We start from the raw sequence: 21,221 nt of genomic DNA, 5'->3' as shown, positions 1-21,221 counted from the left end.
CTCCCCATTGAGATGATGACGGAGATCATGGCCGCGCAATCTTCAATCCAGTAACGTGTTGCATTTGAGTCTGTACCGGCCCGATTTTGCCGGTAGGTCATCATTCAGACTCATCGTTAATGCATGGATGGAGCGTACACCCTTGAAAAACTGGCACTGTATTGTTGGCATCCTTCTGGTCACCGCGATCACCCTTCTGATAGAGATCCCCTCCGAAACCTGGCTGACCTCGGCAACTCTGAGCCTGGTCTTGGGCGCCACTGCCCTTGCCTACATGGCGGTTTCCTGCCTGCTGGCCAGCCGTTGGCGTGTCGTCGAGTATCTGTTCGGGGGCTTGGACCAGGTCTATGAGGCCCATAAGTGGCTGGGCATCTGGGCGCTGATTTTCGCCACCTACCACTTCGTGTTCAAGGCAAACCTGGATGCCTGGAACAGCGTGCCGATCCTCGAGTTTTCCAAGTACTGGACTCGCCTGGTGCGCCAATTGAGTTACGTCGCTCTGGGCATGATTGTCCTGCTCGCCCTGAACCGGAATATCCCTTATGGCCTATGGCGCTGGTGGCACAAACTATCCGGTCCGTTGTTCCTGATCGTCATCCTGCATTGGCTGAGCTTCAAATCACCCATCACGCTGGGCAACCCTGTTGGCATCTGGCTCGCGTTGCTGTGTGGCGTGGGCGTACTCGCAGCGCTATACAAATTGCTGCTCTACCCCTTCATCGCTACAGCCGGTGAATACAAGGTAGCGGCGGTTTCCATGGGTAAAGGGTCCTTGCGCCTGGAGCTTGTGCCGGTGCATCGCGGTTTTGCGTTCAAGGCCGGGCAGTTCGCTTTCCTGGCCATGAAGGAGAAAGGCTTGCGCGAACCTCACCCGTTCACTATTGCCAGTGCACACTCCGAAAGCGGACGCATCCAGTTCGTTATCCGCGCTTTGGGGGATTACACGCAAAAACTGCGCGAGCAAGTCAAAGTTGGCATGCTGGCGGATATCTATGCACCTTATGGACGCTTTAAACGCCAACCCGATGCCGAGCGGGAAATCTGGATTGGCGGAGGTGTCGGCATTTCGCCCTTCATTTCCTGGCTACAGGACAAAGCCGCCAGCCGCTTCGACAATGCCACGCTGGTCTATTGCTTCAATCCGTCGCGGGCGTTCCCAAGCGTCGAACTTTTGCAGGGCATGGCCGAAGAACGCGGAGTCCGGTTCGTCGGTAATGACGGGGGTGTCGATCAGTTAGCCGAGACCTTACGCCAGGCAGCCGCACAAACCGATCCGAAGCGGATCCAGATCAGCTTTTGTGGTCCCAAGGGGCTGATGTCGCGGGTCCGCGAACTGATGCGCGAAAGCGGGATTCCCGACGACAACCTTCACTATGAATTTTTTGAGTTCCGTTGAGCCTTGCTTGTCCGGCAAAATCAGCATCAGATGATTGATCACCTCGGCCAACGGCTCGTTCATAGGGGCCTGTTTGTCATCAGCGTTGGCTCAACGACAGTGAGTAGACCTCTAAGATGAAGTTCCAGCGCAGACATGCGGAGCCCCATAGAAATGACCGGATCGGTTGGCTTCGGGCCTCGGTACTGGGAGCCAACGATGGCATTGTATCGACCGCCAGTCTTTTGATTGGGGTTGCCGCAGCCCATGCCACACACAGCACGTTACTCGTCACCGGTATCGCCGGGCTGGTGGCGGGTGCGATGTCGATGGCGGCGGGAGAATACGTCTCTGTGCATTCCCAGGCGGATACCGAGCGGGCTGATCTCGCCCGTGAACAAACAGAGCTTGAGACGGCGCCGCTTGCCGAGCATAGAGAGTTGGCGGCCATCTACATCGATCGCGGTGTTGAACCTGAGCTCGCCAGAAAAGTTGCAACGCAATTAATGGCGCACGATGCACTGGGTTCCCATGCTCGCGACGAGCTGGGCATTTCTGATGCACTCAGCGCAAAACCGCTGCAGGCAGCATTGTCCTCGGCGGCCAGTTTTATTGTCGGCGCGGCATTGCCGTTGGGTGTGACATTCCTCGCTCCGGCTCAAAGCGTTATTCCATGGATATCGGGAATGTCACTGGTATTCCTCGGAGCATTAGGCGCTGTTGCGGCCAAGGCTGGCGGCGCGAACATTCTGATCGGGGCATGGCGGGTGACGCTGTGGGGCGCACTCGCCATGGCGATTACTGCGCTGGTGGGCACCTCATTCGGTGCCGTAGTCTGACCCATTTCCACCCCTTGGCGCGCATCCCGGCAAAACGCACCACCCTAAAACACCGACCATCCGATTACAGATTGAGGTAAGCCTGCAGCCCCTTCGCTTTGGCTCGGAAGCGGACTATCTTTGCTTCACTTATTACAGTTCATATACGGTATTGGAAACGGTACTCAACATGATCGACAGCCAGACCAGCACCCCTCTCGACACCCTCTACCACTTGATGGCCGAACACTCTTTTCTGGTCCTGACCGGTGCGGGCATCAGCACACCTTCCGGGATTCCGGACTACCGGGATAACGACGGCGTGCGTCGCGGCCGGGCGCCGATGATGTATCAGGAGTTCCTCAGTGCACCGGCGTCGCGCCGACGCTATTGGGCGCGGGCGATGCTGGGCTGGCCGCGGATTCGCCAGGCTCGCCCGAATGCCGCTCATGAGGCGCTGGCCACGCTGCAAGCCAGGCAGCGTATCGCCGGGCTGATCACGCAAAATGTCGACACCTTGCATGATCAAGCGGGCAGTCAGGACGTCATCGAGTTGCACGGCAGTCTGCATAGAGTCGTTTGCCTGGATTGCGAACAACGTACTGATCGGCATGCGATCCAGATCATCATGGAAGCGCAAAACCCTTATCTGGCGGGCGTCGATGCCGTTCAGGCACCTGACGGCGATACCCTGCTCGACCCTGCTTTCGAAGCTCGTTTCCAGGTGCCCCGCTGCCCTCACTGCGACGGCGAACGGTTAAAACCGGACGTGGTATTTTTTGGCGAGAACGTCGCCCAGGCGACTGCCGCCAACGCTATAAGTTGTGTCGAGCAAGCCGCCGGTTTGCTGGTGGTGGGTTCATCGTTGATGGCCTATTCGGCGTTCCGCTTGTGCCGCGCGGTGGCTGAGCAAAACAAACCGCTGATCGCCATCAATCTGGGTAAAACCCGCGCCGACGATCTGCTGGATCTGAAAATCGAGGCATCTTGCGAAACGTTGTTGCCGCTGATCGCGGAACGTCTGACTTAATACAGATCAATCCAGCCCTGAAAGCCGCTCCCCCAGCCTTTCGCCCTGCAAGATATCAAACAGCGCCTGAGCTGCCGCCGACAACTCATGACCCGGTTTGGTCAGCACACCGATCGCTCTCATCACCGGATCGCGCAAAGTGATGCAGCGCGCCCCCAGCTCTTGCATCTGCCCGGCACATAACGCCGGCACCGCACTCACCCCCAGCCCGCTGGCAACCATCCGCCCTACCGTCGCAAGCTGGTGACTCTCCAGTTCCACCGGGAGTGTCATGTTGCGGGCCTGCAAGTGCTCCTCAAGCATGACGCGCACAGTCGAAGGCCTTTGCAGGGTAATGAACGGTAGTTTCAGCAGGGATTCCCAGTCGGTTTCCCCGCAGTCGGCCAGCGGCGAATCACTGGGGACCACGGCCACGAAGCGGTCGACATACAGCGGTGTGAACTCAAGGGACGAACTCTGCTGCGGCTCAAAGGAGACCCCCAATTCCACTTGACGATCACGGACCATTTCCAGGACCTGCTCGTTGATCACGTCGTTCACCGTGACGTTGACGTTGGGGTAGCGCGCGCGGAAGGTTTTCAGGATCGATGGCAACAGATTGCCGGCGAATGAAGGCATCGCCGCGAGGGTCACTCGGCCCCGTTGCAAGGTGAAGCGTTGACGCAGTTCGTCCTCGGCATTGTCCCAATCGGCAATCAGACGCCGAGCCAGTGGCAGCAGCGCATCACCTTCCGGGGTCAGTGCGACATTGCGCGTGGTGCGGCTGAACAACCGGCCGCCCAGGCCATCTTCCAGCGCCTTGATCGTCAGGCTGAGAGCCGACTGGGACAAGTGCAGGCGCTCGCAGGCCACGGCAAAGCTGAGGCTTTGCGCCACGGCAAGAAATGCACGGATCTGTTTGACGGTCATCTGCGATGCCTCCGGGAGTCGATTGTTTTATTTTATCTATTAATCAACCTTAAAAATCAACTTAACAAATAAATTCTCCGGAGCAACACTCTGGCGCATACGGCTAGCCAGCCGCCCACAAAGAATAAAAGAGGATGGTGCATATGGCAGGTTTCGATAAGCGCGTGGCTTCCTACGAGGAAGCGTTGGCAGGCCTGGAAGACGGCATGACCGTCATCTCCGGCGGCTTCGGTCTGTGTGGTATTCCGGAAAACCTGATCGAGGAGATCAAGCGCAAGGGCACTCGCGATCTCACCGTGGTTTCGAACAACTGCGGCGTCGACGGTTTCGGCCTCGGTGTGCTGCTGGAAGACCGGCAGATCCGCAAAGTGATCGCCTCTTATGTCGGCGAAAACGCTCTGTTCGAGAAGCAACTGCTCAGCGGTGAAATCGAAGTCGAACTGACTCCGCAAGGCACCCTGGCGGAAAAAATGCGCGCTGGCGGCGCCGGCATCCCTGCATTCTTCACCGCCACCGGCTACGGCACACCGGTTGCCGACGGTAAGGAAACCCGCGAATTCAAGGGCCGTCCGTACCTGATGGAAGAGTCCATCACCGGCGATTTCGCCATCGTCAAAGGCTGGAAGGCTGACCACTTCGGCAACGTGGTCTATCGCCACACCGCACAGAATTTCAATCCACTGGCCGCCACCGCCGGCAAGATCACCGTGGTCGAAGTCGAAGAAATCGTTGAACCGGGCGAGCTGGACCCAACGCAGATCCACACCCCAGGCATCTACGTGGACCGGGTCATTTGCGGCACCTTCGAGAAGCGCATCGAACAGCGCACCGTGCGCTCCTGATCCCCTTCCCTTCCAGCCCGAAGCTCTTGATAACAGAGCATGGAGAACAACAATGGCTCTTACCCGCGAACAAATGGCTCAGCGCGTCGCCCGCGAAATGCAAGACGGCTTCTACGTGAACCTCGGCATCGGCATTCCGACCCTGGTCGCCAACTACATCCCGGAAGGCATGGAAGTCATGCTGCAATCGGAAAACGGCTTGCTCGGCATGGGCGCCTTCCCTCGCGAAGATGAAGTCGACGCCGACATGATCAACGCCGGCAAGCAGACCGTCACTGCCCGCGTCGGGGCGTCGATTTTCTCGTCCGCCGAGTCCTTCGCGATGATTCGCGGCGGCCATATCGACCTCACCGTGCTCGGTGCTTTTGAAGTCGACGTACAAGGCAACATCGCCTCCTGGATGATCCCCGGCAAAATGGTCAAGGGCATGGGCGGCGCGATGGACCTGGTGGCGGGTGCCGAGAACATCATCGTCACCATGACCCACGCCTCGAAAGACGGCGAGTCGAAACTGCTGGCGCACTGCAGCCTGCCGCTGACCGGCGCCGGTTGCATCAAGCGTGTACTGACTGACCTGGCCTATCTGGAAATCCGTGACGGCGCGTTCATCCTCAAGGAGCGTGCGCCCGGCGTCAGCGTCGAGGAAATCGTCAGCAAGACCGCCGGCAAGCTAATCGTGCCTGAGCACGTTCCGGAAATGCAGTTCGCCTGAGCGCTGATTAAATGAGGAGTGATTCAATGCAAGAAGTCGTCATTGTCGCCGCTACCCGCACGGCCATCGGCAGTTTTCAGGGTTCGTTGGCCAGCATCCCGGCGCCGGAACTCGGCGCTGCAGTGATCCGCCGTCTGCTGGAGCAGACGGGCCTTGCCGGCAGCGAAGTGGATGAAGTGATCCTCGGCCAGGTGCTCACCGCAGGTTCAGGCCAGAACCCGGCGCGCCAAGCGTCGATCCTCGCCGGCCTGCCCCACGCAGTACCGGCGCTGACCCTGAACAAAGTCTGCGGCTCGGGGCTCAAGGCTTTGCACCTGGGTGCCCAGGCGATCCGTTGCGGCGATGCGCAAGTCGTCATCGCCGGCGGCATGGAAAATATGAGCCTGGCACCCTACGTGTTGCCGGCCGCTCGCACCGGCCTGCGCATGGGCCACGCCAAGATGATCGATAGCATGATCAGCGATGGCCTGTGGGATGCGTTCAACGATTACCACATGGGCATCACCGCCGAGAACCTGGTGGAGAAATACCACCTGACCCGTGAGGAACAGGACGCGTTCGCCGCCGCTTCGCAGCAGAAAGCCACGGCGGCCATCGAGGCCGGTCGCTTCGCCGACGAGATCACACCGATTCTGATCCCGCAACGCAAAGGCGATCCGCTGTCCTTCGCGGTCGACGAACAACCCCGCGCCGAGACCACCGCAGCCGCCCTGGCCAAACTCAAACCGGCCTTCAAAAAAGATGGCAGCGTCACCGCCGGCAACTCTTCCAGCCTCAATGACGGCGCCGCTGCCGTCCTGCTGATGAGCGCCGACAAGGCCAAAGAATTGGGCTTGCCCGTACTGGCACGAATCGCCAGTTACGCCAATGCTGGCGTCGACCCGGCGATCATGGGCATCGCCCCGGTATCGGCCACCCGCCGCTGCCTGGAAAAGGCCGGCTGGAGCCTCGGCGAGCTGGACCTGATCGAAGCCAACGAAGCCTTCGCCGCGCAGTCACTGGCGGTCGGCAAAGAGCTGGAGTGGGACGCGAGCAAGGTCAACGTCAATGGCGGCGCGATTGCGTTGGGTCACCCGATTGGTGCCTCGGGATGCCGGGTGCTGGTGTCCTTGCTGCACGAAATGATCAAACGTGATGCCAAAAAAGGCCTCGCTACATTGTGCATCGGTGGTGGTCTGGGTATAGCACTGGCAATCGAGCGGGCCTGAGTCCGCAAGCGTTCAACAGGTAAAGTCAGGATCCACGACATCCGGCGTTGCCTGGCAACAAACCCGGGGGGGCTTCGGTCGCTCCGGGCCTTAACTCCCTTCGAGCTTATTGGCTCAACGCCAGCCCTTCATCACCTTGGTCCGCAGGGTTCTGTTCATCCATATTCCGGTCATCTTCACGTTCAAACTCAGCTTGCAGCATCGCAACGAACGCGTCGCGGGCAGGATGGTGCGTGGAATGCTCGTGCCAATAGAACAGGTTATCGATAGCCGTGTGCTCCGGAAATTCATAGCCAGTCCAGCCAGCGCTCCGCCCATACTGCTCAAAGATCCCTTTAGGTACCAAAGAGACTCCAGCACCTGCACTGACGCATCCAGCGATAGTCCCATAACTTGCAATGCTGACGATTGGCAGCGTTTGACCCTGACCAAGCAACCAATGTTCCAGCGCCGCTCTGTAGGGGCATCCCGGTGGCCACATGAAGATTGCCTTGCCCTGCAAATCCGTCGCATCGCGTAAGGGTCCAAGGGACGGCGAGGCGATCAGCACGAGATCTTCCCGGTACATGAAGGTTCGCTTGAGCAACGGGCGTTCGACATCGACCGCGACGATCACGCCATCCAGCTTGTGGCTCAAGGTGTCGTCCAACAACTGTGACCAGGTACCTGTGCTCAGTTCAAGTGAAACAGACGGAAAACGCGCATGAAATATTGCCAACAGCCGAGGCAATCGTCCTGTCGCAGAGGACTCGATCGCCCCGACTCTCAGCGGGCCAGATGGCTCTGCCGAAGGGTCGACAGCACGCTTGGCCTCGTCGGTCAGCGCCAGGATTTTAGCGGCATAGGTAAGAAATAGCTCCCCAGCCGGGCTAATCCGCAGTCCCCTACCGTGTCGATAGAACAGCGCAACGCCCAGCTCAGCCTCCAGAGATTTGATTCGTGCCGTGATATTCGACGGCACGCAATGCAACACCTCAGCCGCCCGCGCGATGCTCCCGGTGTCGGATACCGTCTTGAACATACGAATCTGTGCCAGCTCCATAGGTCACCTAAAGTGAATGGTTGGCTCAGTATAAGTTGGTTGTGGTGAATGGACAGGCTTCTGATACTCGTCAGACGAAGTCAAAAAATGCTTTCAGAAGTAGCAGATTTTTTGGCTTTTTCGGTTAATCGCTGAGTAGCTGGAGCATCAAGATGTCAGGTTGGCCTTCTGTGAAAATCATCCTTGCGGCGATGTTCGTCATCGTCTGTTGGGCCTATTCACCCATCGGAATTCGTATTGGATTACAGGCCTACGAACCCGGCCACCTAGCCTTGCTACGGTTTCTGATCGCCTCGGTTTTTATGGCCATTGTCGCCCTTTCCAGAGGAATTTCGTTACCCGGGCTGAAGGACCTTCCCCTGCTGGCGATACTCGGTTTTTTTGCCGTCACGCTGCATCACATTGCCCTGAACTTCGGCCAACGTGGGGTAAGCGCCGGGGCAGCCAGTGTTCTCGCGCAGTCCACACCACTATTCAGTACCCTATTGGCTCACTTCATTTTCAAGGATCGTGTCAGCTCGTGGCGTTGGGGCTGCGTGTTCCTCGGCATGCTTGGAGCGGCTGTTGTCGTGGCAGGTGACCGTGGCTTGGGCCGCGTCGACGCCCATGGTTTGTTGATCCTGCTCGCGGCGTTGTCCTGGAGCCTCTACTTCGCACTGCAGAAGCGGCATTCCCACCGCTATGACGGTTTGACCCTGGTCTGCTACACCGTCTGGTCGGGAACCGCGCTGCTGCTCATTTATTTACCCGGTCTGGCCAGCGAGATTGCCCGGGCACCGACGGACGTCGATATTGCGGTGGTCATTCTGGGTATTTTTCCGAGTGCGCTGGCCTATCTCGCATGGGCCTATGTGCTGGCGCACACCGACGTCGGTCGCGCATCAATGACGCTTTACCTCGTCCCCCCGACTGCGATGCTGATGGCATCCTTGGCACTGGGAGAGCGACCTTCTTTGATGGTGATAGTGGGCGCAATGATCGTTCTGGTCAGCGTCCTTGCCTTGAATTTGGAACGCGGAAAGATCGCCGTTCCTGCTGGAAAAACCTAGTCTGCCTTACGCTCAAACGGCACCGCAAACACCCCGTTGCACCGTCGCCCTTTCAGGCATAGGGCGAATTTCCCCAGGCAAGAACACAATCCTTCACCGCACAACCGCCGGTCTTACACAGCCTGACCTTTGACTACATGGGCTTCGCGATTTTATGCCCGCTCACCCTGTCAGCCACCCGAAGCGCGAGCCATGCAGCGCTGATGGCGTTCGTCGACTCGTTTGGCGAACCAGGCCGTGGTGAGTTTGCGGGTGATTTTCGGGCTTTGCAGAACGATACCCGGCAGCACCGCTCGCGGCAGTGGTTTGCCTTCGGCCTTTTCGGCCAGGGCGAAGACTCGTTTGTAGAGCGTGCTGTCTTCGAATTCGAGGCTATTGCCCTGCTCCAGCTGGCTTCTGATCGTCGGGTTACGCATGTCCAATTGCTTGCCCAGCGCACGCACCGCCAACTCCGTCGTCCCGGGCATGATGGAACCGAAGCGAATCAAATCGCCATCGAGTGCCAGAGGTATACCCGAGACGCGACTGACGGCGCTCTGGAAAGCGGCATTGCGGCTGGCGTACCAACCGGCATTGAAATCGGCGAAGCGGTACAGCGGTTTTGAGTAACTCACCGGATAACCCAGCAAATGCGCAATACCGAAGTACATGCCGCCGCGACGGCTGAACACTTCGTGGCGAATAGAGCCCTCCACGGGATAGGGGTAGGCTCGCGTCTGGGTTTCGGCAAAGGCGATACTGACTTGCATCGGCCCAGCGGTGTGCACCGGATTGAAGTTCCCGAAGAGGTTGCGGCCCATCGGTACCATGCCGATGAAGTCGTCGAAAATGGCGCTGAGATCCTTTTCGGTATGCGCGGCACTCAGCCGATCACTGTAGCTTTTGCCGTTTGGCGAGCGAACCTGCAAAGCGGCGCTCACCATTAGACTGGGGACATGCACCGCTGCCGCACGGCGGTCGATCTCCTCTCGCGCGATTTTTCCCAGCCCCGGCACCGGCGGGTCGACCTGAAAAGTAGACTCCTGCTCGGTTACTGCCAGTACCGAACACAGGTTTTCCGTGGTCGGCGCAATGCCTTGCGCAGCGAACGCCGCATAGATGTCAGTCGCCCAACCCTCACGATCAACCGTCTTCGACGGCAATAGTCGAACAATTTTCGCCTTCACCTCGGCCGGTCGCGCCGGCGACTCCTGAGTGCGCTGGCTGCCGCAGCCGGCCAGCACCAGGAGCATGGCGATACCTATGATGAATCGATTTGATCGCATGTTTCCCCGAATGGCGTTGGGCTAATGGGGCGACTATGAACAAAGCCGCCGCGGATATCGACCCTTGGGTCGAACGGCTGTTCAATGCGGGAGGGCTATTCCATAGCCTTGGTAGTGGAAATGGGCGCGCATGTGTTCTTCACTGGATATTCGGCGCTGACGAGATCGCCAAGATCGCAGCCTGCGGCAGCTCCTACGCCAAATCCGTACACCCGTGGATTAGTGGATTATCAGGTGTACGCAAAACCTGTAGGAGCTGCCGCAGGCTGCGATCTTTTTTGGGCCCCCTAGGCTTGTCAGCTGCTCAATACGCAACATAGGTGCACAATCAACGGCATGGAATTGATCTCTACCTGAGGGCAACGACATGAAGCACTGCGACGTTCTGATCATTGGCGCCGGCCCGACAGGGCTGGTTCTGGCGCTCTGGCTCAGCAAGCTGGGGATCAAGGTGCGGATCCTCGACAAGACCGCCATACCGGGCACAACATCACGAGCCCTGGCGGTCCAGGCGCGAACCCTCGAGCTCTACCGTCAGCTCGACCTCGCAGACGCCATTGTGCAACGCGGTCACACGGTGCCTGCGGCCAACCTCTGGGTCAAAGGCGAACCGGTTGCGCGTTTGCCGTTCGAGACTATTGGCAAGGATCTGACGCCTTATTCTTTCCTCGAAATGTACCCTCAGGACGAACACGAACAACTGCTGATCGAACGTCTGGAAATGTTCGGCGTTTCGGTAGAGCGCGAAACCGAACTGAAGAGCCTCGAGGAGGCCGACGGATACGTCACCGCGCACTTGATCAACGCTCAGGGGCAGGAAGAGACCTGCGAAGCCCGTTACCTGGCGGGTTGCGACGGCGCCCGTTCGACGGTGCGCAAAACCCTTAATACGGGTTTTCCCGGTGGCACCTATCAGCAGGTTTTCTACGTCGCCGATGTGGACGCAGCAGGTCCGCCGATCAACGGTGAACTGCACGTGGACCTCGACGAAGCAGACTTCCTCGCAATCTTCCCCCTGGCAGATGCAGGTCATGGACGTGCCCGGTTGATCGGGACGGTACGAGACGAGCGCGCCGAACACGCCGAGACGCTCAAGTTCGAGGACGTCAGCAGCCGGGCCATCGAGCATCTCAAGGTTCAAGTACTCAAGGTGAACTGGTTTTCCACCTATCGTGTGCATCACCGGGTGGCGGACCACTTCCGCAGCGGACGAACGTTCCTGCTGGGCGACGCCGCGCATGTCCACAGCCCCGCCGGCGGTCAGGGGATGAACACCGGGATTGGCGATGCGATCAATCTCGCCTGGAAACTCGCTGCCGTGCTGAAGGGCAGCGCTTCGGACACGCTGCTGGACAGTTATGAAACCGAGCGCATTGAATTTGCCCGACGACTGGTGGCAACCACCGATCGGGTGTTCAGCTTCGTCACCGCCGATGGGCCCATTGCCAACATTGTGCGGACACGCCTGGCACCGTTTCTGCTAGCCAAGGCCACCTCACTGGCAGCGGTACGCGAGTTTATGTTCCGCACGATTTCGCAGATCACCCTGAACTATCGAGCAATGCCCCTGAGTGCAGGCAGCGCAGGCGATGTTCATGGGGGTGATCGGTTGCCCTGGGTGCACGATGGCGATACTGACAATTTCGACACGCTGTCGAGCCTGTCCTGGCAGGTTCATGTGTATGGGCTTGTCAGCGACCCATTGGTTGCATGGTGCGCTGAGCACGGCATAGCGTTGCACATTTTTCCCTGGGGACCTGCTTCTGAGGCGGCCGGTCTTGCGCGCAATGCTTTCTATCTGCTGCGGCCCGACACCTACGTGGCGCTCGCTGAACTGTCCAGCGATCCAAAGGTGCTTGAACGTTATTTCAACGAGCGAGGGATCCAGCCAGGGCCTTAGTCAACAGACCTTGGCTGCAGCCATTTGCTGAACAGTCGGGTCACTCGTGGCATGAACACATAAACGACCAACAGCACGATGCTCAGGGTGATCAGCACGTTGCTCTGCACGTAGCCGCCCAGCCATGGTTGCCAGACAAACAGCGGCCTCCACAACATCGGCACCAAAAAACTCAAGGGAAGGATCACTAGAAAAGTCACACAGGCCTGCTTCCAGCGAGGCGGCGGGGTCTGCCCGTCAGCATCGACCGGGGTAAACCAGAACTCACGATCAGCGTTGACCTCGGTCTGGTCACCATCGGCCAGCAATGGCTGCGCTTGTGCTACCAATCGGTGGCGATCTTCGGAGTCTAGCCAGTGCTGCAATTGCGCAGTCGTGGCGAAGCGCAATACGCAGGTGAAGAGCGCCAGCCCACGACTTTGCCCGCGCATCACATCAATCCCCAGATGCCCCGGATAATCACGGGCAATGGCGATGGTGTGGCGCAACCAGGCTTCATACTCCTCATCCCGGCCCTGTTTGACTCTGTGTCGCACCAGCAGCGTTACAACCCCATCCGATACCTCGATATTCATGCCTGGCTCCTCCTGATCGCGATCGTGGATCAGCTTAGTCCAAGCCAGGCCTCAGACGTCGAGGGCGTTGGCGGCCGGTCTCAAATCCCGCTCAGTGCCAGATCCATCGCAAAGTAGGTGAAGATCAGGTCCGCACCCGCGCGCTTGATCGCACCCAGGCTTTCTCGAACGATGCGTTCTTCATCTATCGCGCCAGCAGCGGCGGCGAACTTGATCATCGCGTATTCGCCACTCACCTGATAAGCCGCCAACGGCAACCGCGAGGCCTCGCGAATATCGCGGATGATGTCCAGGTAAGCGCCCGCTGGCTTGACCATCAAGGAATCGGCACCTTCCTGCTCATCCAGTAGCGACTCGCGCACGGCTTCGCGGCGATTCATCGGGTTCATCTGGTAGCTTTTGCGGTCGCCCTTAAGTGCGCTGCCGCCGGCTTCGCGGAACGGACCATACAGCGCCGACGCGAATTTGGTCGAGTAGGCCATGATTGCGGTGTTGCTGAAGCCTGCCTCATCGAGGGCGCGGCGGATGGCCTGGACTTGCCCGTCCATGGCCGCAGACGGCGCAATGACATCCGCCCCGGCGCGGGCCGCGGCGACTGCCTGCTTGCCCAGATTGATCAGCGTCTTGTCGTTGTCGACCTCACCACCGTGCATCACGCCGCAATGGCCGTGGTCGGTGTATTCGCAAAAGCAGGTGTCCGACATAACGATCATGTCCGGTACCGCATCCTTGCAGATGCTCGCCATGCGCGAGACCAGACCGCGTTCATTCCAGGTATCGCTGCCCGCCCCATCCAGGTGATGAGAAACACCGAAAGTCATCACCGACTTGATGCCGGCCCGCGCATAACGCTCGATTTCGCCCGCCAGTTTCGACTCCGGAATGCGCATGACGCCAGGCATGCTTTTGATCGGGACAAAATCGTCGATTTCTTCCTCGACGAAAATCGGCAACACCAGATCGTTCAGCGTGAACTCGGTTTCCTGGAACAGGCTGCGCAGGCTTGCGGAACGTCGCAGACGACGTGGACGTGCTTCTGGGAACTGGCTGGACATTGGTTTTCCTGAAGGTAGGCCAAGGGTGTAAATGAGACGAAGTCTTTGGGGACGAGAGCTTATGCCCGCATCCCGGAACGACACAAACGTCACTTCAGAAAGAGTTTATTGCAGATTTCGTAACAATGGTAAGTTACGCCGTAGGGATGGTCCCGCCATCGATCACGTATTCAGTGCCGGTAATCGACCCTGCGCGCGAGGAAACCAGAAAGGCAATCAGGTCGGCGACTTCAGACGGTTTTGCCGGGCGACCCAATGGAATGCCGCCCAAAGAATTCATGATGATCTGCCGACCACCCTCTTCGTCCGTACTGCGTTGTCGGACCACGTCCTGGACCAGCCTCACTGCGGCATCGGTTTCCACCCAGCCCGGTGCGACCCGTACCACCCGCACGCCTTTAGGGCTGACTTCTTTGGACAGGCTTTTGCTGTAAGTCGAAAGCGCTGCCTTGGCCGCCGCATAGGCAGTCGTTGACTCCGGCAGCGGCAGTTGGCGCTGAATCGAGGTGACATGAACAATCACCCCAGAGCCTTGGTCAAGCATCCCGGGAAGCAGTGCGCGATCCAGCCGAACCGCCGCCAACAAATTCTGATCCAGTGCGTGCTGCCATTGCTGATCATCCAGCACCGCGAAACCACCGGCAGGCGCAGAGGAACCGCCCACCACGTGAACAATAATATCGAGCGCGCCAAAACGCTCGCTGACAGCTTTTGCGACCCTGGCGCAGCCTTCCGCCGTGGACACATCGGCGACGACGAATGTGTCATCCGCAAGATTCTCAGGCTGGGACCGTGCGGTGGTCAGTACTGTTGCGCCGCATTCACGCAGACGCTTGACCACCGCCTCGCCGATACCTTTGGTGCCGCCGGTGACCAGTGCGCGCAGGCCTTGCAACTCCAGTTCGGCGTTCATGAGCCGATCCCCAGCGAAACAATCCGTCCCTGTTGCAGGACAAAGCGGTAAGTGACTTCAACCGGACTGCCTGGGAAGTTTCCGGTGAGCCGGGCGCGCACCAGCGTAGAGCCCTCCTCTTGCGAGACGCTCAGTGGTTCGACGCTATAGTGGTACTTGGCCTGTGCCGCTTGTTTCCAGGCTTTAATGGCTTCCAGTCCCTGGTACACCTGCCCTTCATCACGGACCTTGGCGTCGCTGGCAAAGCAGCGTTCTATTACAACGGAATCGGTGGTTTTCTCACCCGAAAAATACTCGGCAAGGGGTTCAGGCAGCGCAATGCTCATCGATCTTTCCTCGATTGTTCAGTGAGGGTTGCATGGCCTGAATGTGCGCTATAGGTTTATCCCTGACAAGAACGCACGAAAAGGTAAGTCAAGCACCCATGAGTAAGGTCTATACCCCGGCTACCGCGGCAAGCGCTGTAGAAACCGCGCTCAAGCAACTGGAAGGACGCTGGAAACTGGTGATCCTTTTCCACCTGTTCGGTGGCCAGGTGCAGCGTTTTTCCGAGCTCGAGCGCTTGATCCCCGATATCTCGCAAAAAATGCTCGCTCAGCAACTGCGCCAGCTGGAAGCGGACGGCATTGTGCAGCGCACGGTGTATCCGCAAGTGCCGCCGAAAGTCGAATATCGGATAACCGAATGGGGTCAGAGCTTGTGTCCGGTGCTGGATGCGCTGTTGAAGTGGGCAGCGCTTGGGCCGTGCCAGAGATGAGACTGTGAAACCGCCGAGCAGCTGAATGTTCGGCGGCGCCTTGAGGTGTTACTAAAGCGCAGACTTAGGGATTTCCAGACCCCGCATAACCGCTGGCCGCGTCACAAATCGCTCCAGCACCCGCAACACGTTGGGATAGTCCTTGATCCCCACCAGATCGCCGGCCTCATAAAATCCGATCAGATTGCGCACCCATGGGAATGTCGCGATATCGGCGATGGTGTAGCGTTCACCCATAATCCAGTTGCGGCCGGTCAGTCGCGCTTCAAGCACACTCAGTAAACGCTTGGTCTCTGCGACAAAACGATCGCGGGGGCGTTTGTCTTCGAAATCCTTGCCCGCAAATTTATTGAAAAAGCCGACCTGGCCGAACATCGGGCCAATACCCGCCATCTGAAACATTAGCCACTGGATCGTTTCGTAGCGCGCTGCCGACTCCTGAGCCAGGAGTTGCCCGCTTTTGTCAGCCAGATAGATCAGAATCGCCCCGGACTCGAACAGTGCCAACGGTTGGTCACCCGGACCGTGAGGGTCGATGATCGCCGGGATTTTGTTGTTGGGGTTGAGCGACAGGAACTCGGGAGACAGCTGGTCATGGGTGTCGAAACCCACACGGTGTGGCTCGTAAGGCAGACCGATCTCTTCGAGCATGATCGACACCTTGACGCCGTTAGGGGTCGGCAAGGAATAGAGCTGAATCCACTCGGGGTACTGGGCAGGCCATTTTTGGGTGATGGGAAAAGCAGAAAGATCGGTCATGGTGAGCTTCCAGTGACGGTGCTGTTTGAGGATTAGCCGCTCGGGCCTGGTGTTTAGGCGGGCTGATTATAGATGCCTCCTTGTTCGGGTCTTCTTAAATCCGAAACATCTTGTCGCTAACCGCTCCCCTCAGCCACCCTCCGGCACGGATAAAGTGCCGTGAATTGGCGGGAGCGCACCAAAGGGCTTAAAGGGACCCTGAGAAGGACCCTCTCGGTAGACAAGCCAACTGCTACTATCTCAACGACATGGACAACCACACAAAGCTGGATGCTCGCGATGGACAGGTTTGTCAGTCTTAATCGAATGTGCTGAAGAACAACTATAAAATGAAGAACCCTCTGAATGTCGTTAAACGCTTGAAACATCCCTCCTATGTTTTAGTGCCTGCGCTGCTAGTCGCCGGCGGTTTGTTCCTGGCGCTGGAAACCAGGGTAGGCCGTGCGCAACCGGCTGACGGCACCCAGACCCTGGTGTTTCTGCGCCACGCCGAAAAACCCGCTGAGGGCCTCGGCCAGTTGAATTGCCAAGGCCTGAACCGCGCCATCGATCTGGCGACGCTGCTGCCGGAGAAGTTCGGCAAGGCCAATTACGTGTTCGCCGCCAACCCGACACGCAATGTTGAGGAAGGCAAAGATAAAAATTCTTACAGCTATCTCCGACCGTTGATGACCATCAGCCCCAGCGCGATAAAACTCGGGTTGCCGGTGAACATCAACTTCTCGGCCAACGATGTCAGCGACCTGGCTGACGAACTGCTGAACGACAAGTACCACAACTCGATTATCTACACCGCCTGGTCCCACGGTTACCTGCCCAAACTGATGAACAAAGTGGCTGAAGAGGCCGTCGGCGACAAGCACACCATCACCGAAGACTGGGCGTCCAACGATTTTGACTCGCTGTATGTGCTGACGTTGACCTGGCATAACGGCAAGGCGACCTTGCTCAGCCACAGCTACAAGCAGGGACTGGACAACGGGTCGCAGGATTGTCCGACATAACCGGGCAACTACAGCCCACGCGCAGTGGGCTCAGCAGGGTTAACGGCAGTGAGTTATGATGCGCCGTTATTCCCTACTGCCCGGAACCCTTCCATGCCCATCTCCTCCACAGTCCCCGCCCGGGGCTGGTCGCTCTGGTGGAAACCCATGCTGTTCGTGCTGGTGGCCTGCATTGGCCTCTATTACGTCAAATGGTCCCCCTACTACCTCAAAGCCTTCGTAGCCGCCGACAATCACAGCATCGGCGCATCGATCCTCAACGATGAACAGACTGCGCCACTGGCCGCCGCTTTGGCCTACGCCAAGGTGTATTTCCTGGCGATCTGGAAGGCTGCAGTCCTGGCGGTGATCCTCGGCTCACTGTTGCAAGTGCTGATCCCACGGGACTGGCTGCTGCGGCTGTTCGGCCGCGCCGGTTTTGCCTCTACCTTGCGGGGTGGTTTGTTCGCCTTGCCGGGAATGATGTGCTCGTGCTGCGCCGCACCCGTGGCTGCGGGCATGCGCCGTCAGCAAGTGTCGGTGGGCGCGGCGCTGGCGTTCTGGATCGCCAACCCGGTGCTGAACCCGGCGACGCTGGTGTTCATGGGCTTCGTGCTGGGCTGGGGTTTTACCGCGCTGCGGCTGGTGGCGGGCATCGTACTGGTCCTGGGCGTTTCGCTGGTGGCCCAGCGCATCTCTCGCCCCGAACACGTGCCTGAAGCAGCGCTGGACGCGGTGGCTGAAGCCAGCACAACGGACTCGCAACCGTTCCTGAAGCGCTGGATGCGGACCTTGTGGCAACTGTTCTGGAGCACCATCCCGATCTACATCGTGGCCGTTCTGGTGCTGGGCGCCGCCCGAGTCTGGCTGTTCCCCCACGTCGATGGCGCGATGGCTAACAGTCTGCTCTGGCTGGTGCCGCTGGCCATCGTCGGCACGCTGTTCGTGATCCCCACTGCGGCAGAAATCCCGATTGTGCAGACCATGATGGCCCTGGGCATGGGCACCGCCCCCGCGGTCGCGCTGCTGATGACCTTGCCGAGTATCAGCCTGCCGTCCCTGCTGATGCTGCGCAAAGACTTCGATACCCGGGTGCTGGTGACCGTGGCGGTGCTGACCATGCTGTTCGGTGTGATCTGCGGCCTGGTGGGAGCAGCGCTGCTTTAAACCAAAGCAATACTGGGTTGAGCTTGATGATGGCGGTGCGCTCCGGGGCCAATCGCGAGCAAGCTCGCTCCTACACTGGACCGCGTTCGGGCATCAAGTTTTTAGCCGACGCTGATCTAATGTAGGAGCGAGCTTGCTCGCGATGGGGTCGGAAGACCCCAACACCTGGCAAAATTCAATCGACGGATTTACCGCCAGCGCAGATCATCTGCCGCGCTCACGCAGATACTCGAGCACGGCGGCCTGCTCTCCGGCGAACTCGATGCGCTCGCCTTTGCTCTCACGCTGGAAGGCGTACATCGGGTCGTAGTACTCACTCAGCAAGCCTTCGATCCAGTCGCGGTGCAAATCTACCGCCCCGCTACGTGCCTGCTCCGCCAGCGCCGTTTCCATGAGTGCCAGCATCCGCTGGTGACGCTCGCCCCCCAGACGTTTGTGAACGTTGTTCAAACTCGACAGCATTCGCTCGGAAAAAAGGGCGAAGCCCTGCTCGCCGTGCACCGCAATAAACTCCGCACACAGATCGACCACATAATCACGCAGGATGCGCTCGACCCGCCCTTGCAGGCTGTCTTCGAGCCAGACCAGGGGGAACTGCTGCATCCCCTGATAAAGTGGTAGCGGCAAGGCACAACTGCCGACCATGCGACTCTCATCCTCCAGCACGAATCGCTCGATGCCCTTGGCGCGTTTCTTCAGCACATCCACGGCCAGGCGGTTTTCAAAGTCGATGTTGGAGGGTTGGCCGGTCGCGCGTTTGCCGAAACTGGAACCGCGGTGATTGGCGTGGCCTTCCAGGTCCAGCGCGTTATTCAACTGAGTGAGCACATCGGTTTTGCCCGTGCCAGTCATGCCGCCAAGCACAATGAAATCGCACTGCGCGATCGCTTGATCGACCGTTTCCAGCAGGAAGGTCCGCATCGCCTTGTAGCCACCACCAACGCGCGGGTAGTCGATACCGGCCTCGTCCTTGAGCCATTGCTGGACGATCTGCGAGCGCAAACCACCGCGAAAACAATATAAATACCCGTTGGGATTGGCCCGGGCAAAATCAGCCCAGGCCTGGATACGCTCGGCTTTGATATCGCCGGATACCAACTGATGGCCGAGGACGATGGCGGCCTGCTGACCTTGCTGCTTGTAGCAAGTACCGACCTGTTGCCGCTCGTCGTCGGTCATCAGGGGCAGATTGATCACCCCGGGAAAGGAACCCTTGGTGAACTCGACCGGTGCACGGGTATCCATCATCGGCCGGTCGTTGAGGAAGATATCGCGATAGTCGGTGATGTCGATGGGCATCAAAACACCTCAACCGCGTTGGTCTGTCGCTCAACCAGTTCACCGATTGGCGCGAGTACCAGGCCCAGTTCGGCGGCAACCGCCAGGAACTGCTCGTTGCCCTCAGGGGTCACGGCGACCAGCAAACCACCGCTGGTCTGCGGGTCGCAGAGTACCCGCTTGTGCAGCTCTTGAACGCGACCGATCTTGTCGGCATAGCTGTCGAAGTTGCGCAGGGTTCCGCCCGGCACGCAGCCTAGATCGAGGTAGTACTCGACCCCAGGCAGGCGCGGCACACGCTCATATTCGATGCGCGCGGTTACGCCACTGCCATCGGCCATTTCCACCAAGTGCCCAAGCAAACCAAAACCGGTGACATCGGTCATCGCCGTCACGCCCGCCAACTTGCCAAAGCGGCTGCCGGGCTTGTTCAGCGTGCACATCCAGTCGCGGGCCAGACCAACATCGGCGTCACGCAGTTTGCCCTTCTTCTCCGCCGTGGTCAGGATGCCGATGCCCAAGGGCTTGGTCAGATACAGCAGGCAACCTGCAGTGGCGGTGTCGTTGCGCTTCATATGGCGCTTTTCCACCAGCCCGGTAACGGCGAGGCCGAAGATTGGCTCTGGCGCATCGATCGAATGCCCTCCGGCCAATGGAATCCCTGCCTCGTCGCATATCGAACGCCCGCCACGAATCACTTCCCGGGCGATCTCCGGCGCCAGCACGTTGACCGGCCAGCCAAGGATCGCAATCGCCATCAAGGGATCACCGCCCATGGCGTAAATATCGCTGATGGCGTTGGTGGCGGCAATGCGCCCGAAATCAAACGGATCGTCGACGATCGGCATGAAGAAGTCGGTGGTCGACACCACACCGCGCTCTTCGTCGATGGCATACACCGCCGCATCATCACGGGAGGCGTTGCCCACCCAGAGTTTCGGGTCGAGGTTCTGTGCACCGCTGCCAGCCAGAATCACCTCCAGCACCTGGGGCGATATCTTGCAGCCGCAACCTGCGCCGTGGCTGTACTGGGTCAGGCGAATCGGCTCGCTCATGGGGGGTACCTCGTTAAGTCAAGGAGGACAATTCTACAGCAATGCCGTCCTGCAGGAGCTACCGAAGGTTCGGGCCGCGTTCGGATGATCTTTGAGCGGTTCGCCCAGTGACCAGGATCAAACTCAAAAGATCTTCAGCGCTGAACACCACAACACGGACGTTGGGTGTCGCCGTAGGCATGGCGCCAGCCGATGGCCCCGCGCGGGGTGAATTGCCCGCCGTTGGCCAGGGTGATGATTTTGCCGGCGCGCAGCCCCAGGGTAGAGAAGGTGATGTCCTGACTGGCATCGGCCGTCAGCCGTCAGCCGCCCTGCTCCGCCTTTTTCATGAGCGGTTTCGCTGTCGTAGTTGACGTAGGACAGACCGGCGAATGGTTCCAGAGCAATACCGGCCGCTTCGACGGTGTAACCCACTTCACCGAAGACCTGGGCGCTGCGGGCGTCGTAGTGAGCCTTCAACCGGTCGTTGTAGGTGCCGACGGTAGCCAGGCACATAACCTCGCACCGTTTTCACCATAGTGTTGGCCAC

At 59.0% G+C, this 21,221-nt stretch carries 21 protein-coding genes and 1 pseudogene; 11 read left to right on the top strand and 11 right to left on the bottom strand.

Translation table 11 applies throughout. The features are described from left to right. Positions 1 to 142 precede the first annotated feature (142 nt). The 3 genes from ACZYSM_RS20795 to ACZYSM_RS20785 all read left to right on the top strand — a co-directional run bounded on the left by ACZYSM_RS20795 (position 143) and on the right by ACZYSM_RS20785 (position 3,223). A complete protein-coding gene (locus tag ACZYSM_RS20795) occupies positions 143 to 1,396 on the top strand; it encodes a ferredoxin reductase family protein (RefSeq protein ID WP_489074086.1) in 1,254 nt (417 codons plus the stop codon). A gap of 116 nt (positions 1,397 to 1,512) precedes the next feature. Then, the gene (locus ACZYSM_RS20790; RefSeq protein ID WP_489074084.1) at positions 1,513 to 2,214 is read left to right on the top strand and encodes a VIT1/CCC1 transporter family protein; all 702 of its coding nucleotides are present in this window, start codon (positions 1,513 to 1,515) and stop codon (positions 2,212 to 2,214) included. 169 nt (positions 2,215 to 2,383) lie between these two features. Next, on the top strand, positions 2,384 to 3,223 hold the full coding sequence (locus ACZYSM_RS20785) for an NAD-dependent protein deacetylase (protein WP_489074082.1): 840 nt from the start codon (positions 2,384 to 2,386) through the stop codon (positions 3,221 to 3,223). A 6-nt stretch (positions 3,224 to 3,229) separates the two neighbouring features. On the opposite strand, the gene ACZYSM_RS20780 is transcribed toward ACZYSM_RS20785, so the two are convergent. After that, positions 3,230 to 4,132 (bottom strand): LysR family transcriptional regulator, encoded by a 903-nt coding sequence (locus tag ACZYSM_RS20780; protein ID WP_489074080.1) that lies wholly within the window; start codon positions 4,130 to 4,132, stop codon positions 3,230 to 3,232. A gap of 143 nt (positions 4,133 to 4,275) precedes the next feature. Here ACZYSM_RS20780 and ACZYSM_RS20775 point away from each other — a divergent pair, with 143 nt between their 5' ends. The 3 genes from ACZYSM_RS20775 to ACZYSM_RS20765 are packed head-to-tail and all read left to right on the top strand — an operon-like array spanning position 4,276 to position 6,894. Next, complete coding sequence (locus ACZYSM_RS20775) at positions 4,276 to 4,974, top strand: CoA transferase subunit A (protein ID WP_489074077.1); 699 nt, start codon at positions 4,276 to 4,278, stop codon at positions 4,972 to 4,974. Between the two features lie 52 nt (positions 4,975 to 5,026). After that, positions 5,027 to 5,686: a CoA transferase subunit B gene (locus tag ACZYSM_RS20770; protein ID WP_489074075.1), complete on the top strand. Its 660-nt coding sequence runs from the start codon at positions 5,027 to 5,029 to the stop codon at positions 5,684 to 5,686. A gap of 26 nt (positions 5,687 to 5,712) precedes the next feature. Continuing rightward, complete coding sequence (locus ACZYSM_RS20765) at positions 5,713 to 6,894, top strand: acetyl-CoA C-acetyltransferase (RefSeq protein ID WP_489074073.1); 1,182 nt, start codon at positions 5,713 to 5,715, stop codon at positions 6,892 to 6,894. Positions 6,895 to 7,000: 106 nt separating this feature from the next. Here the strand turns inward: ACZYSM_RS20765 and ACZYSM_RS20760 are convergent, their stop codons facing one another. Continuing rightward, entirely contained in the window at positions 7,001 to 7,936 is a 936-nt protein-coding gene (locus ACZYSM_RS20760; protein WP_489074071.1) for a LysR family transcriptional regulator, read from the bottom strand. Between the two features lie 152 nt (positions 7,937 to 8,088). Between ACZYSM_RS20760 and ACZYSM_RS20755 the strand changes: the two genes are divergently transcribed. Beyond that, a complete protein-coding gene (locus tag ACZYSM_RS20755) occupies positions 8,089 to 8,985 on the top strand; it encodes a DMT family transporter (protein ID WP_489074069.1) in 897 nt (298 codons plus the stop codon). A gap of 170 nt (positions 8,986 to 9,155) precedes the next feature. Here ACZYSM_RS20755 and ACZYSM_RS20750 read toward each other — a convergent pair whose 3' ends face one another. After that, the gene (locus ACZYSM_RS20750; protein WP_489074067.1) at positions 9,156 to 10,250 is read right to left on the bottom strand and encodes a DUF1615 domain-containing protein; all 1,095 of its coding nucleotides are present in this window, start codon (positions 10,248 to 10,250) and stop codon (positions 9,156 to 9,158) included. 367 nt (positions 10,251 to 10,617) lie between these two features. Between ACZYSM_RS20750 and ACZYSM_RS20745 the strand changes: the two genes are divergently transcribed. Then, a complete protein-coding gene (locus ACZYSM_RS20745) occupies positions 10,618 to 12,150 on the top strand; it encodes an FAD-dependent oxidoreductase (RefSeq protein WP_489074065.1) in 1,533 nt (510 codons plus the stop codon). Here the strand turns inward: ACZYSM_RS20745 and ACZYSM_RS20740 are convergent. From ACZYSM_RS20740 to ACZYSM_RS20725, 4 genes are all read right to left on the bottom strand, one after another. Next, on the bottom strand, positions 12,147 to 12,725 hold the full coding sequence (locus tag ACZYSM_RS20740) for an antibiotic biosynthesis monooxygenase (protein ID WP_489074062.1): 579 nt from the start codon (positions 12,723 to 12,725) through the stop codon (positions 12,147 to 12,149). The two genes, ACZYSM_RS20745 and ACZYSM_RS20740, sit on opposite strands and share 4 nt — an antisense overlap. 80 nt (positions 12,726 to 12,805) lie before the next feature. Beyond that, entirely contained in the window at positions 12,806 to 13,780 is a 975-nt protein-coding gene (gene hemB, locus ACZYSM_RS20735) for a porphobilinogen synthase (protein ID WP_489074060.1), read from the bottom strand. A gap of 133 nt (positions 13,781 to 13,913) precedes the next feature. After that, entirely contained in the window at positions 13,914 to 14,693 is a 780-nt protein-coding gene (locus ACZYSM_RS20730) for an SDR family oxidoreductase (RefSeq protein WP_489074058.1), read from the bottom strand. Continuing rightward, complete coding sequence (locus ACZYSM_RS20725; protein WP_489074056.1) at positions 14,690 to 15,019, bottom strand: nuclear transport factor 2 family protein; 330 nt, start codon at positions 15,017 to 15,019, stop codon at positions 14,690 to 14,692. Before ACZYSM_RS20725 ends, ACZYSM_RS20730 begins: the two co-directional genes overlap by 4 nt. A gap of 98 nt (positions 15,020 to 15,117) precedes the next feature. Between ACZYSM_RS20725 and ACZYSM_RS20720 the strand changes: the two genes are divergently transcribed. Then, the gene (locus ACZYSM_RS20720) at positions 15,118 to 15,450 is read left to right on the top strand and encodes a winged helix-turn-helix transcriptional regulator (RefSeq protein ID WP_489074054.1); all 333 of its coding nucleotides are present in this window, start codon (positions 15,118 to 15,120) and stop codon (positions 15,448 to 15,450) included. A 51-nt stretch (positions 15,451 to 15,501) separates the two neighbouring features. On the opposite strand, the gene ACZYSM_RS20715 is transcribed toward ACZYSM_RS20720, so the two are convergent. Then, positions 15,502 to 16,209: a glutathione S-transferase C-terminal domain-containing protein gene (locus ACZYSM_RS20715; RefSeq protein WP_489074052.1), complete on the bottom strand. Its 708-nt coding sequence runs from the start codon at positions 16,207 to 16,209 to the stop codon at positions 15,502 to 15,504. 329 nt (positions 16,210 to 16,538) lie between these two features. Between ACZYSM_RS20715 and ACZYSM_RS20710 the strand changes: the two genes are divergently transcribed. Next, on the top strand, positions 16,539 to 17,213 hold the full coding sequence (locus tag ACZYSM_RS20710) for a histidine phosphatase family protein (RefSeq protein ID WP_489074050.1): 675 nt from the start codon (positions 16,539 to 16,541) through the stop codon (positions 17,211 to 17,213). Positions 17,214 to 17,306: 93 nt separating this feature from the next. Next, positions 17,307 to 18,359 carry a permease gene (locus ACZYSM_RS20705; RefSeq protein ID WP_489074048.1) on the top strand — a complete coding sequence of 351 codons (1,053 nt, stop codon included), beginning with the start codon at positions 17,307 to 17,309 and terminating at the stop codon, positions 18,357 to 18,359. 204 nt (positions 18,360 to 18,563) lie between these two features. Here ACZYSM_RS20705 and mnmH read toward each other — a convergent pair whose 3' ends face one another. The 3 genes and pseudogenes from mnmH to ACZYSM_RS20690 all read right to left on the bottom strand — a co-directional run. Further along, positions 18,564 to 19,658, bottom strand: a complete 1,095-nt coding sequence (gene mnmH / locus ACZYSM_RS20700) for a tRNA 2-selenouridine(34) synthase MnmH (RefSeq protein WP_489074046.1) — start codon at positions 19,656 to 19,658, stop codon at positions 18,564 to 18,566. After that, the gene (gene selD / locus ACZYSM_RS20695) at positions 19,658 to 20,692 is read right to left on the bottom strand and encodes a selenide, water dikinase SelD (protein ID WP_489074044.1); all 1,035 of its coding nucleotides are present in this window, start codon (positions 20,690 to 20,692) and stop codon (positions 19,658 to 19,660) included. The genes mnmH and selD overlap by 1 nt, the downstream gene beginning before the upstream one ends. 161 nt (positions 20,693 to 20,853) lie before the next feature. Further along, positions 20,854 to 21,175: pseudogene (locus ACZYSM_RS20690) on the bottom strand (autotransporter outer membrane beta-barrel domain-containing protein); the annotation flags it as partial. Between the last annotated feature and the right edge of the window lie 46 nt (positions 21,176 to 21,221).

Source organism: Pseudomonas sp. F220, assembly GCF_057813935.1.
The sequence above is the reverse complement of the archived record's forward strand: the minus strand, read 5'-3'. Positions and strand labels throughout refer to the sequence as shown.

Coding starts and splice junctions, on each gene's coding strand:
- ACZYSM_RS20740 (WP_489074062.1), bottom strand. CDS start 12,725: ATGAATATCGAGGTATCGGATGGGGTTGTAACGCTGCTGGTGCGACAC.
- ACZYSM_RS20765 (WP_489074073.1), top strand. CDS start 5,713: ATGCAAGAAGTCGTCATTGTCGCCGCTACCCGCACGGCCATCGGCAGT.
- hemB (WP_489074060.1), bottom strand. CDS start 13,780: ATGTCCAGCCAGTTCCCAGAAGCACGTCCACGTCGTCTGCGACGTTCC.
- ACZYSM_RS20790 (WP_489074084.1), top strand. CDS start 1,513: ATGAAGTTCCAGCGCAGACATGCGGAGCCCCATAGAAATGACCGGATC.
- selD (WP_489074044.1), bottom strand. CDS start 20,692: ATGAGCGAGCCGATTCGCCTGACCCAGTACAGCCACGGCGCAGGTTGC.
- ACZYSM_RS20725 (WP_489074056.1), bottom strand. CDS start 15,019: ATGAGCATTGCGCTGCCTGAACCCCTTGCCGAGTATTTTTCGGGTGAG.
- ACZYSM_RS20710 (WP_489074050.1), top strand. CDS start 16,539: ATGAAGAACCCTCTGAATGTCGTTAAACGCTTGAAACATCCCTCCTAT.
- ACZYSM_RS20745 (WP_489074065.1), top strand. CDS start 10,618: ATGAAGCACTGCGACGTTCTGATCATTGGCGCCGGCCCGACAGGGCTG.
- ACZYSM_RS20750 (WP_489074067.1), bottom strand. CDS start 10,250: ATGCGATCAAATCGATTCATCATAGGTATCGCCATGCTCCTGGTGCTG.
- ACZYSM_RS20705 (WP_489074048.1), top strand. CDS start 17,307: ATGCCCATCTCCTCCACAGTCCCCGCCCGGGGCTGGTCGCTCTGGTGG.
- ACZYSM_RS20780 (WP_489074080.1), bottom strand. CDS start 4,132: ATGACCGTCAAACAGATCCGTGCATTTCTTGCCGTGGCGCAAAGCCTC.
- mnmH (WP_489074046.1), bottom strand. CDS start 19,658: ATGCCCATCGACATCACCGACTATCGCGATATCTTCCTCAACGACCGG.
- ACZYSM_RS20730 (WP_489074058.1), bottom strand. CDS start 14,693: ATGAACGCCGAACTGGAGTTGCAAGGCCTGCGCGCACTGGTCACCGGC.
- ACZYSM_RS20775 (WP_489074077.1), top strand. CDS start 4,276: ATGGCAGGTTTCGATAAGCGCGTGGCTTCCTACGAGGAAGCGTTGGCA.
- ACZYSM_RS20785 (WP_489074082.1), top strand. CDS start 2,384: ATGATCGACAGCCAGACCAGCACCCCTCTCGACACCCTCTACCACTTG.
- ACZYSM_RS20715 (WP_489074052.1), bottom strand. CDS start 16,209: ATGACCGATCTTTCTGCTTTTCCCATCACCCAAAAATGGCCTGCCCAG.
- ACZYSM_RS20760 (WP_489074071.1), bottom strand. CDS start 7,936: ATGGAGCTGGCACAGATTCGTATGTTCAAGACGGTATCCGACACCGGG.
- ACZYSM_RS20770 (WP_489074075.1), top strand. CDS start 5,027: ATGGCTCTTACCCGCGAACAAATGGCTCAGCGCGTCGCCCGCGAAATG.
- ACZYSM_RS20720 (WP_489074054.1), top strand. CDS start 15,118: ATGAGTAAGGTCTATACCCCGGCTACCGCGGCAAGCGCTGTAGAAACC.
- ACZYSM_RS20755 (WP_489074069.1), top strand. CDS start 8,089: ATGTCAGGTTGGCCTTCTGTGAAAATCATCCTTGCGGCGATGTTCGTC.